The 9,888-nt window shown below is 64.2% G+C and carries 12 protein-coding genes and 1 pseudogene; 8 read left to right on the top strand and 5 right to left on the bottom strand.

Translation table 11 applies throughout. From position 1 onward, the window contains the following. Position 1: 1 nt before the first annotated feature. Complete coding sequence (locus JOZ00_RS17755; protein WP_293345895.1) at positions 2 to 622, top strand: SAM-dependent methyltransferase; 621 nt, start codon at positions 2 to 4, stop codon at positions 620 to 622. Positions 623 to 639: 17 nt separating this feature from the next. Next, a complete protein-coding gene (locus JOZ00_RS17760; RefSeq protein ID WP_293345873.1) occupies positions 640 to 1,404 on the top strand; it encodes an endonuclease/exonuclease/phosphatase family protein in 765 nt (254 codons plus the stop codon). Between the two features lie 29 nt (positions 1,405 to 1,433). Here JOZ00_RS17760 and JOZ00_RS17765 read toward each other — a convergent pair whose 3' ends face one another. Continuing rightward, the gene (locus JOZ00_RS17765; RefSeq protein ID WP_293345875.1) at positions 1,434 to 1,709 is read right to left on the bottom strand and encodes a DUF3349 domain-containing protein; all 276 of its coding nucleotides are present in this window, start codon (positions 1,707 to 1,709) and stop codon (positions 1,434 to 1,436) included. A gap of 130 nt (positions 1,710 to 1,839) precedes the next feature. Next, positions 1,840 to 2,076: a CsbD family protein gene (locus JOZ00_RS17770; RefSeq protein ID WP_293345877.1), complete on the bottom strand. Its 237-nt coding sequence runs from the start codon at positions 2,074 to 2,076 to the stop codon at positions 1,840 to 1,842. Positions 2,077 to 2,232: 156 nt separating this feature from the next. Between JOZ00_RS17770 and JOZ00_RS17775 the strand changes: the two genes are divergently transcribed. The 6 genes and pseudogenes from JOZ00_RS17775 to JOZ00_RS17800 all read left to right on the top strand — a co-directional run bounded on the left by JOZ00_RS17775 (position 2,233) and on the right by JOZ00_RS17800 (position 7,594). Then, on the top strand, positions 2,233 to 3,021 hold the full coding sequence (locus JOZ00_RS17775) for an NAD(P)H-binding protein (protein ID WP_293345879.1): 789 nt from the start codon (positions 2,233 to 2,235) through the stop codon (positions 3,019 to 3,021). A gap of 192 nt (positions 3,022 to 3,213) precedes the next feature. Continuing rightward, complete coding sequence (locus JOZ00_RS17780) at positions 3,214 to 3,609, top strand: STAS domain-containing protein (protein WP_293345881.1); 396 nt, start codon at positions 3,214 to 3,216, stop codon at positions 3,607 to 3,609. A 267-nt stretch (positions 3,610 to 3,876) separates the two neighbouring features. Beyond that, positions 3,877 to 4,275 (top strand): hemophore-related protein, encoded by a 399-nt coding sequence (locus tag JOZ00_RS17785; RefSeq protein WP_293345883.1) that lies wholly within the window; start codon positions 3,877 to 3,879, stop codon positions 4,273 to 4,275. Between the two features lie 133 nt (positions 4,276 to 4,408). Beyond that, positions 4,409 to 5,449, top strand: coding sequence for a DNA topoisomerase IB (locus JOZ00_RS17790; RefSeq protein WP_293345885.1), 1,041 nt, complete (start codon positions 4,409 to 4,411; stop codon positions 5,447 to 5,449). Between the two features lie 132 nt (positions 5,450 to 5,581). After that, positions 5,582 to 5,713: pseudogene (locus tag JOZ00_RS17795) on the top strand (SDR family NAD(P)-dependent oxidoreductase); the annotation flags it as partial. Between the two features lie 87 nt (positions 5,714 to 5,800). After that, positions 5,801 to 7,594, top strand: a complete 1,794-nt coding sequence (locus JOZ00_RS17800) for a thiamine pyrophosphate-requiring protein (protein ID WP_293345887.1) — start codon at positions 5,801 to 5,803, stop codon at positions 7,592 to 7,594. A 70-nt stretch (positions 7,595 to 7,664) separates the two neighbouring features. Here JOZ00_RS17800 and JOZ00_RS17805 read toward each other — a convergent pair whose 3' ends face one another. The 3 genes from JOZ00_RS17805 to JOZ00_RS17815 are packed head-to-tail and all read right to left on the bottom strand — an operon-like array spanning position 7,665 to position 9,879. Beyond that, the gene (locus JOZ00_RS17805) at positions 7,665 to 8,315 is read right to left on the bottom strand and encodes a UdgX family uracil-DNA binding protein (RefSeq protein WP_293345889.1); all 651 of its coding nucleotides are present in this window, start codon (positions 8,313 to 8,315) and stop codon (positions 7,665 to 7,667) included. Positions 8,316 to 8,322: 7 nt separating this feature from the next. After that, on the bottom strand, positions 8,323 to 9,276 hold the full coding sequence (locus JOZ00_RS17810) for a TIGR03557 family F420-dependent LLM class oxidoreductase (protein WP_293345891.1): 954 nt from the start codon (positions 9,274 to 9,276) through the stop codon (positions 8,323 to 8,325). 39 nt (positions 9,277 to 9,315) lie between these two features. After that, positions 9,316 to 9,879, bottom strand: coding sequence for a hemerythrin domain-containing protein (locus JOZ00_RS17815; protein WP_293345897.1), 564 nt, complete (start codon positions 9,877 to 9,879; stop codon positions 9,316 to 9,318). Between the last annotated feature and the right edge of the window lie 9 nt (positions 9,880 to 9,888).

Consider the following 9,888-nt stretch of genomic DNA (forward strand, 5'->3'; position numbering starts at 1 on the left):
GATGCGGCTGCCCGACGCCTATTTCGACCGGATGTACGCCGACACCGATGATCCCTGGCAGTTGTCGACGCGATGGTACGAACAACGCAAATACGCGATCACTTTGGCGCTACTGCCCAACCGCCGGTACCGGCACGCCTTCGAGCCCGGCTGCTCCATCGGAACCCTGACCGCGCAACTGGCACAACGCTGCGATCACGTGACGGCGGTGGATGTGGCCGAGGCCGCGGTGCGTGGCGCGGACGAACGGCTGGCCGACGCCGGCTGTCGGGATCGAGTGACTCTTGCCTGCGCGTCCCTGGACGCGGCGTGGCCGGCGGGGCCCTTCGACCTGCTGGTCCTCAGCGAGGTCGCCTACTACCTGAGCGCCGACGCACTGGCGGCGGTGTTGCGTCGCGAATGTCCGCGCTTGGCGCCGGGGGCGACGATCGTCGCCGCGCACTGGCGCCACTCGGTGCCGGACTACCCACTCACCGGCGACGCGGCGCACGGGGTCATTTCGCAGACACCCGGACTGACGCCGCTCGGGTGCTACCGCGACAGCGACGTCGTCGTCGACGTGTTCGACACCGACGGCGGCCGTTCGGTCGCGGTTCGTGAAGGGGTGCCGGGCGCCCGCTGAGCGGGTATCGAAAACCTATGCGCGTAGCGACCTTCAACATCCTGCATGGCCGCACCTTGGGTGACGGCGTGAACCCGCAGCGGCTGCGCGACTGCGTGCGCCGGCTGGATCCGGATGTATTGGCCCTGCAAGAGGTCGATTTCGAGCAACCGCGTTCCGATCGGGCCGACCTCACGGCGGTCGCCGCCGACGCGATGGGAGCCGTGGAACACCGGTTCGTGGCCGCGATCTCCGGCACCCCCGGGGCGACGTGGATGGCCGCCACCGGCCATGAACAACCCGGGACCGCGGCTTATGGGATCGCGCTGTTGTCCCGATACCCGGTGGCCAGTTGGCAGGTGTTGCGGTTGCCCCGCATCCCGATGCGCTTTCCCATGTATCTGCCTGGCCCCAACCGCGTGATGGTCGTCAACGAAGAGCCGCGAGCGGCGGTCATCGCTCAATTGCACACCCCGATGGGCCGGCTGACCGTCGCCAACACGCATCTGTCGTTCGTCCCAGGCTGGAATCGGCGCCAACTACGCCGGCTGATTCATGACCTGCGCGGCCTACCCGGCCCGCGCCTGCTGACCGGGGACCTCAATATGACGCCCTCGACGGTCCAGCGCTGGTCTGGCATGCGTGCGCTGGCCGCGGCCGCGACGTTTCCCGCGCAAACACCGGACCGCCAGCTGGACCACATCCTGACCGACGACGACGGTCTGCGGGCGGGCCCGACCGAGGCCGAACTCATGCCGATCTCCGACCACCGGCCATTGGTAGTGGATATCGAACGGGTGTGAATCGAATCGCTTGCCGGGCGGGGTGTGGCCTATTTCATTGCGCTCAAACGACTTTGAACCCGCTCGATATCGTCAGCAGACGGCATGTGGTCAGTCACCCTGGTGATTTCCACGCCGACATCCACGCTGTCTGCCGGACGGCGCTTCGGGGCCAGCAGCTTTCTCGCGATAGCGGTGATCTCGTCATCGGTCACTCGCCGCGGCAGCAGCGCCAACAACGGCACATACCCAAATGGTGGCGCACCCTTGGGGTAGCCGGCGCGCAGAAATGCAACAACCGCCGACACCCGCTTAACCAGGAACATCTTCCACCTCGCTAACCCACCTCACGCTACGCACAGGCAGGTGGTTTATGCCAGGAATAGCCCGGCGCGGCGATTTGAAACCAAAGAGGCCCGGCCCCTGGGTCGGGGCCGGGCACTTTTGGTCTACGACTTACTGGTTCTTCTTCTCGCGCTCTTCGGCGGCCTCGGCACCGGCCCGCGCGGAATCCGCCTCGGCTTCCTTCTTCGCCGCGTCACGCTGGGCATCGGCCTTATCTTGCTGTGCCTCGCCCTCTTTCTTCAAATCGCTGCGGCCGGTGACGGCCCCGCCGACCTCCTTGATCTTTCCCTTGACGCCTTCGACCGTGCCTTCGACCGCTTCCTGCGGTCCGCCCTTTTCGTCGCCCATGGGTCGACCTTCCTGTTGGTGTGCTCGTTCGCACTTGAATCGTTCCCGCCACACGCCCTCTCAAACGGCCCCTTCAGAGCAGCCACACAGCGCTGACAACGCCGTTTCAGCGACAAATTTGTGGGTAGTAATAGCCGGGCAACCGACGAAAGGCGGGTGAGGGCACTGACCACGATTGCTGTGATCGGGGCGAGTGGTTGCTGTGGATCGCGGGTTGTTGCCAGGCTGAAATCCCGGGGCGTCGAGGTCGTCGAGATTTCCCGCAGGCACGGCATCGACCTGCTGGATGCCCAAGGCCTGTCCCGAGCGCTCGAGGGAGTCGACGTCGCAATCGACGTGTCCAACCCGATGCCGGCCGATGGGCAATCCGACATCGTCGAGACCGTCGCTACCGCCTCCCGAAACATCGTGCGCGCGTGCGCCGCGGGAGGAGTTCAGCGTCTGGTGGTCTCGACGATCGCGGGCATCGAAGACCCGGTGTTCGACGGGTTCGCCTACTACGAAGCCAGGCGGGCCGCCAAGGAGATCATGCTCGACGGTCCGGTGCCGACCACGATCGTGAAGTCGACACAGTGGTACGAATTCGCCACCAACCCCGCTGCCGTGAACGCCGCTGACGGCGAAGTGGTCGTGGAGGACTGGCTGATTCAGCCGATCGCCGCCGACACGGTTGCCGACGTGCTCGTCGAAGCCGCACTGGGACAGTCGCATACCCCGCGCACCATCACCGGCCCGCAACCGATTCGGCTGCCCGAGCTGACATCGAAAGTCCTTGCTCGACACGGTGATTCACGTTCTGTGCGGGCCGTGCAGCCCTCGGTCAACGGTCTCGCCGCCGGAGCGCTGTTGGCCACCGATCACGCGATCGTCGTCGGTCCCGACGTGGACACTTGGCTGAGCACTCTGCCGCCGCCCAGCACGGACGGCCACCGCCGCGCACCGTAAGAGTCGATAAACGAACAGCCCCGGGGGCGTCGCCGAGCCAGGAAACGAACACTTGGAATCTGTTTTTGCCTTCATCTATCCTTGGGTCGGTCTCGGGGCTAGGGTCACCTCAGGTTGAATTCACAGCTGCCGTTTTACAGCGGCCGGTGAAAACGTGGCCGCTCTTCCTTTGAGCTGAACGGGGGCGATCACATGACCGCTCTATCAAATCGACTCGAGCTACCGCGCAATGCTTATGTGATTTATTGCGCCGGGGCACAGTTGCTGGTCTATCCGCGTACCCCGGCAACCGTGGTGCGGATCGAAGGCGAAATCGACGCGTCCAACGCCGAGTTCATCGGCCGGGCCATCCGCCGCTTCGCCCTCAAAACTCCACTGATCGTGGATGCCAGTCACCTTGACTACGTGGGTAGCGCGGGGCTTCAAGTGCTACTGATCCTCAGTGACCAACGCCGGCAAGCTCGCCTGCACTGCACCGTGGTCGGCGGCCCGGCGCTCCATCGGCTCACCCGCGTGGTGACCGACCATGGGTTACCGCTGGCCGACTCGGTCACCGACGCGCTGCAGCTACTGTCGGCAACTGGGTGAAATCCGCCGCGTACCAACGAAAGTATCGGTCACGGCTTGATTACGAATAGTTAAGAAACACGCGTGCGTTCCTAAGAACTCTCAGTTTTCACGCTTCGATTTAATTGTTTGCTTAACGAACTCGGCGGGCTATGTGCGACGGGTCACTAGGTCATACCGGGTGTTCGTTCTCCGCGAACACGGTTCGTGTGCAGTTCGGCTACGTTGGATTTCAGGCCTCGGGCGGCTCAGCGAATCAATTCTGTATTCGAAGGACAATCACTGAAAATGAAAATCAGCACTATCGTTGCACGCCGGCGTGTGGCCGGCGCCAGCGCCGGACTTCTGCTCGGCGGAATAGCGATGGGCGTCGTCGGCGCACCGTCGGCGGCTGCGGCACCCGACTGCAGTCCCGCGGGTGTCAACGGCACCGTCTCCTCGGTCCAGGGCTCGGCGGAGCAGTACCTCGCCGGACATCCGGGTGCCAACCAAGTGGTCACGGCCGCCTACGGCCAGCCACGCGGGGAGGCCGCCAGTAACCTACGCAACTACTTCACCGCGCACCCGCAGGAGTACTTCGACCTGCGCGGCATCCTGGCACCGATCGGCGACACCGAACGGCAGTGCAACACCACCGCCCTGCCGCCGAATCTGGAGTCGGCTTACCAGGAGTTCATGGCAGGCTGACCCAGCCAGGAAGCGACCCGCCACACCGCTGTGGCGGGTCGCTTTCGCATTGGCGGAAAAAAATCGCGGGAAGTGTGAATGACGTGCTCAACGGGTAATTGTGCAGTCAGCCAATGAAAGTGGAGGGCGCCAGATGCGGCTTCGTCGTAGCGTGCTCAACAAGCCCGGAATCGCACGCAAGCGTCGGGGTAAAGGATTCGCGTACTACGGACCCGACGGCAATTTGCTCTCCGATCCCGAAACCCTGCAGCGCATCAAGGATCTGGTCATCCCGCCGGCCTGGAAGAAGGTGTGGATCTCGCCCTACCGCAACGACCACATCCAGGCCGTTGGCACCGACGCGGCCGGACGTCGCCAGTATCTGTATCACGTTGCCTGGCAGCAGGAACGCGCCGAGGAGAAATTCGACCGGGTGTTGGAGCTGTCGGCTCAGTTGCCCACGATGCGAGCCGCCATACGCAAGGACCTTTCCCGCGACGGCCTGACTCGTAAACGGGTGCTGGCATTGGCGTTGCGCCTGCTCGACCGTGGTTATTTCCGCGCCGGCGGTGAGCAGTACGCCGAGGAGAACGAGTCCTACGGCCTGTCCACGCTCCTGTGTGAGCACGTCGTGCTGAAGCGCGACGCCGTCCAATTCGACTTTCCCGCTAAGAGCGGGGTTCGCCGGACCGCGGAGATCGAGGATCCCGAGGTGGTCCGGGCGGTGCGTTCCCTGATGCGTCGCCCGGACCGTACCGAGCGATTCTTGGTGTGCCGCAACTCATCCGGATGGATAGATCTGCGAGCCGACGACCTCAATGCTCGATTCAAGGAGCTGGTCGGCAACGAGTACACCGTCAAGGATCTGCGGACCTGGCACGGAACAGTGTTGGCGGCCGCGGCTTTCGCCGACGCGGACCCCGCCGTCTCGCAGCGACAGGCTAAGCGTATCGAGTCCGCGGTAATGAAAGAGGTCGCCGGAGAGCTCGGAAACACGCCCGCGGTGGCTCGCGGTTCCTATGTGGATCCGCGCGTCGTCACCGGGTATGAGCATGGCTTGACCATCGCGGCCGCGGTGCGTCGCGCCGAACGCGCCCGTCCACCCGACGCCGCCCAAGAAATTCTGGACAAAGCCACCCGGATGCTGATCCGCCGAGCGGCCAAGAGCAACAACACATCCGAACTGGCGGCCTAGCGCACGCAGGTAACCGTTGCTTCCCTCCCCTTCGTGATCCGGTTGGAACTGGCTGTGAAAAGGAATAAGGGCCCGGATCCCGGGTACCACGACTCCCGTGGGAGTGATGACGCAGCTCACCGGGACCTGACTGTGGTGGTCACCGGCGCCAGCGCCGGAATAGGTCGAGCCACGGCCAGAGCCTTCGCAACGCGCGGCGCGCGCGTCGCCCTTGTTGCCCGCGGCCAGAACGGATTGAGCGCCGCGGCCCGCGACGTCGAGGCCGCCACGGCAGGAGTGGCCGCTCGACGAATAGCAAATATGTTGACATAGAACGACTCTCGTGAACCTTCACGATTCAGGAGGAGAGCAATGTCCAAGCAAGAAGTCAGCGACTACCTGTTGGAGCGACTGCGGTCATGGGACGTGCAGTACGTGTTCGGCTATCCCGGCGACGGCATCAACGGGATCCTCGCCGCATGGGGTCGAGCCGACAACCACCCGACGTTCATCCAGTCACGCCACGAGGAGATGAGCGCCTTCGAAGCGGTCGGCTACGCCAAGTTCAGTGGCAACGTCGGGGTCTGCATGGCCACCTCGGGCCCCGGCGCGATCCACCTGCTCAATGGTCTGTACGACGCCAAGCTCGATCACGTACCGGTGGTGGCCATCGTCGGGCAGACGAACCGCAGCGCCATGGGTGGGTCGTACCAGCAGGAGGTCGATCTGCTCAGCCTCTTCAAGGACGTCGCCAGCGATTACGTGCAGATGGTCACGGTGCCAGAGCAACTGCCGAACGTGCTGGACCGCGCGATCCGGGTGGCGATGACGCAACGCGCCCCGACGGCCCTGATCATCCCTTCCGACGTGCAGGAACTGCCCTACTCGCCGCCCACCCACGCGTTCAAGATGGTGCCGTCCAGCCTGGGCATCGAGTGGCCGTCCATCGCACCCGACGACGCGGCCATCGCCCACGCGGCTCAGGTGCTCAACGAAGGCAAAAAGGTCGCCATGCTCGTGGGCACCGGCGCGCGCGGGGCGCACGAGGAACTGGCCGAGGTGGCCGACTTGCTCGGCGCCGGCGCGGCCAAGGCCCTGTTGGGCAAGGATGTCCTGTCTGACGAATTGCCATGGGTGACGGGGTCTATCGGTCTACTGGGAACCCGGCCGAGCTATGAGCTGATGCGCGACTGCGACACGCTGTTGACGGTGGGCTCCAGCTTCCCCTACACCCAGTTCTTGCCCGACTTCGGCCAGTGCAAGGCCGTGCAGATCGACGTCGACGGTCGGATGATCGGGATGCGTTACCCCTACGAGATCAACCTGGTCGCGGACGCGAAGTCCGCTCTGCGAGCACTGATCCCACATCTGCAACGCAAGGAGGACAGGTCGTGGCGTGAGGGCATCGAAAAGAACGTCGCCCGGTGGTGGGAAACCATGGACATGGAGGCGATGGTCGACGCCAACCCCATCAACCCGTTGCGGCTGTTCTCCGAGCTCTCGCCGCAGTTGCCCGACAACGCAATCGTGACAGCCGATTCCGGATCCGCGGCCAATTGGTACGCCCGAAACCTGCGTTTCCGCGGTAACATTCGCGGCTCCTTGTCCGGCACCCTCGCCACCATGGGCCCCGGTGTGCCATACGCCATCGGGGCGAAATTCGCCAACCCGCAGCGGCCGGTGATCGCGTTCTCCGGCGACGGAGCCATGCAGATGAACGGCATGGCCGAGCTGATCACGATCAAACGGTACTGGCAGCAGTGGGATGACCCGCGACTCATCGTGGCGATCCTGCACAACAACGACCTCAACCAGGTCACCTGGGAAATGCGCGCCATGGCGGGAGCACCCAAATTCGTGGAATCGCAGTCACTTCCAGACATCGACTTCGCGGCATTCGCGGCCGGCCTGGGACTCAACGCAAAGTCGGTCAAGGATCCCGGGGAACTCGGCGACGTGTGGCGGGAAGCCCTGTCGGCCGACCGCCCGACGGTGCTGGACGTCTACACCGACCCCGACATGCCTCCCATCCCCCCGCACGCCACCTGGGACCAGTTCAAGGCGGCGACCGCCGCGGTCCTCGGCGGTGACGAGAATAGGACGGGCTTCGTCAAGGTGGGCCTGAAGACCAAGGCACAGGAGTTCTTGCCGCACAAGAAGAGCTGACATGTCTTCTTCCCTGTCGCCCATCGCCGAGCTGAATGCGACGGCCTATACGATCCCTACTGTGAGGTGATTAGCCGCCCGCGAGAATGGCTCGCGCGCTGCGGAGGTCCTCGACAAATGACGCGTAGGCGTCGTCGTGCCCGTCGCTGCGATCGCGCAGCACCGACGACGGGTGCACGGTAGCTACCACTTGCGGCTCGGGATCGAACCGCAGGTCGGCAGGCAATGGGACTGGCCGGCCGCGCTCAGTGGAGACCCGAAACGCCGCTCCCAGAAGGGATTGCGCCGCGGTGGCGCCGAGGCACAAGACCACCCGCGGTTCCACCGCCTCGATCTCGGCGATGAGCCACGGCCTGCATGCGACGACCTCGGTGCGACTGGGCTTTTGATGTATCCGCCGTTTGCCACCCTTGCGGGTGAACTTGAAGTGCTTCACGGCATTGGTCTGGTAAGTCGACTCGGGATCGATGCCGGCCTCGTCGAGAGCGCGGGCGAGCAGCCGGCCGGCGGGACCGACGAAGGGCAGGCCGGCGCGGTCCTCTTGGTCTCCAGGCTGCTCGCCCACCAGCATGATCGCGGCATCGGGTGGACCGTGACCGAAAACGGTCTGGGTGGCGTCCTCGAACAAAGAGCAACCTCGACAGTTTTGAGCGGCCGACCGCAATGAACCGACGCGGCGATCGTCGGGTACATAGCGCTCGGCGCTGGTCTTGGCAGCCATCACGGCCTCAAGCGGCGAACTCCGGCGCGATCTCGGATTCCCAGAATTCGAAGAAGCGATCGTGCTCCGGGCCGATCTGCTGCACGTACACCTCGTCGTATCCGGCGTCGATGAACGCCCGGATCCGGTCGATGTACGGCTTGGCGTCCGGCCCGCACGGCATTTCCTCCATGGCCGACTTGGGCACCAGGCTGCTGGCCTGTTCGAAATGCCTTGGTGTGGGCAAGATTTGCGCGAGCTCACCGGGAAGTTGATCATTCGGCCAAAGGCGATGGGCGGTGGCGAGGCCTTCTTCTACCGTCTCGGAGTGGCACACTTTGAAACCGCCTTGGGTCGGCTTGCCCGCTCCGCCCGCATTGCGAAACTCCGACAACAGTTCGTCCGAAGGCATGATGCCCTGGTAGCCGTCGCCGATCCGGCCCGCCAGCCGGGCGCTGCGTGGTCCGAATCCGGAGATGTAGATAGGTGGCGGTTCGGCGGGCAGCGTGTAGAGGCGAGCGTTTTCCACTGTGAAATATGTTCCGCGGTGGCTGATCTGCTTACCGGTGAACAGCCGGCGGATCACTTCCACCGCTTCCTCGAGCATCTCGCGCCTGGTCGTCGCCGGCGGCCAATGCTGACCGCTGATGTGTTCGTTGAGAGCCTCTCCGGTTCCCAGACCCAGCACGAATCGCCCTTCGAGCTGCACGGTCGATGTCGCCGCCGCTTGGGCTACCAGTGCCGGATGAATCCGCATAATCGGACAGGTCACCGCGGTGGTGACGGGTAACGAACACGCCTGCGACAGCGCGCCGATCACCGACCATACGAAAGGACTCTGGCCTTGGTGGTCGTTCCATGGGTGGAAGTGATCGGAGATCCAGAGCCGCTGAAATCCCGCGCTCTCGGCGCGCGCCGCCTGGCGTACCAATTCATTTGGCGAGAATTCTTCGCAAGACAGGAAGTAGCCCAGTGACGTCATGCCCTGGGCATACCCCTGCCTTTTCGGCCGAAACCGGTTCTAGCCCTTGCCGATGATGGCGTCGCGCGCCCGGTCCAGCATGGCCGCGAACGGCCCCGCAACCAGATTCGCCAGCTGCGACTCGACTCCGGCGTGTGGCCGGGTGGGTGCGATCGCTTCGGCGAGCTTGGCAGCGCGCCCCATGCTCTCCAGTTCATCGCTGCTCAATTGCTCGCCAAGCTTGGTGAACTCGTCTTTTTCCTCGTGCCGAGCATGATCGAGCACGGCGTCGCGCAGTTCGGTCAGCATCCGGGTGAATTCTTCGGTGCTGACGTCCAACTTCTCGAGCTTCGCCAGAATCGTCTTGGCTTCGTGCTCCTCCTCGAGGTGCCGTTCTACCACCGTTTCGCCGTTGGCGATCTTCCGCTTGGCTCGTGGGTGAACGATCTCTTCCTCGACGGTTTCGTGTACGGCGAGCATCCGGCGAAGGTCGACGAACGCCTTCTCCCGTGCTTCACCGGATGCGGCAAGCGTTTTGGCGAACAAAGACCTGATCTGCTCGTGCTGGCCGGACAGAAAGTCGACCACATCGGTCTGTGACGTGACAGCTGCGTGAGTCGTCATGATGTCCTT

It is taken from the genome of Mycobacterium sp., assembly GCF_019243155.1.
GTDB lineage: Bacteria > Actinomycetota > Actinomycetes > Mycobacteriales > Mycobacteriaceae > Mycobacterium.

Bases quoted from the DNA above. Each gene is read 5' to 3' on its own strand.
- JOZ00_RS17800 (WP_293345887.1), top strand. From the start codon at position 5,801: ATGTCCAAGCAAGAAGTCAGCGACTACCTGTTGGAGCGACTGCGGTCA.
- JOZ00_RS17765 (WP_293345875.1), bottom strand. From the start codon at position 1,709: ATGTTCCTGGTTAAGCGGGTGTCGGCGGTTGTTGCATTTCTGCGCGCC.
- JOZ00_RS17790 (WP_293345885.1), top strand. From the start codon at position 4,409: ATGCGGCTTCGTCGTAGCGTGCTCAACAAGCCCGGAATCGCACGCAAG.
- JOZ00_RS17770 (WP_293345877.1), bottom strand. From the start codon at position 2,076: ATGGGCGACGAAAAGGGCGGACCGCAGGAAGCGGTCGAAGGCACGGTC.
- JOZ00_RS17755 (WP_293345895.1), top strand. From the start codon at position 2: ATGCGGCTGCCCGACGCCTATTTCGACCGGATGTACGCCGACACCGAT.
- JOZ00_RS17760 (WP_293345873.1), top strand. From the start codon at position 640: ATGCGCGTAGCGACCTTCAACATCCTGCATGGCCGCACCTTGGGTGAC.
- JOZ00_RS17805 (WP_293345889.1), bottom strand. From the start codon at position 8,315: ATGGCTGCCAAGACCAGCGCCGAGCGCTATGTACCCGACGATCGCCGC.
- JOZ00_RS17810 (WP_293345891.1), bottom strand. From the start codon at position 9,276: ATGACGTCACTGGGCTACTTCCTGTCTTGCGAAGAATTCTCGCCAAAT.
- JOZ00_RS17780 (WP_293345881.1), top strand. From the start codon at position 3,214: ATGACCGCTCTATCAAATCGACTCGAGCTACCGCGCAATGCTTATGTG.
- JOZ00_RS17815 (WP_293345897.1), bottom strand. From the start codon at position 9,879: ATGACGACTCACGCAGCTGTCACGTCACAGACCGATGTGGTCGACTTT.
- JOZ00_RS17785 (WP_293345883.1), top strand. From the start codon at position 3,877: ATGAAAATCAGCACTATCGTTGCACGCCGGCGTGTGGCCGGCGCCAGC.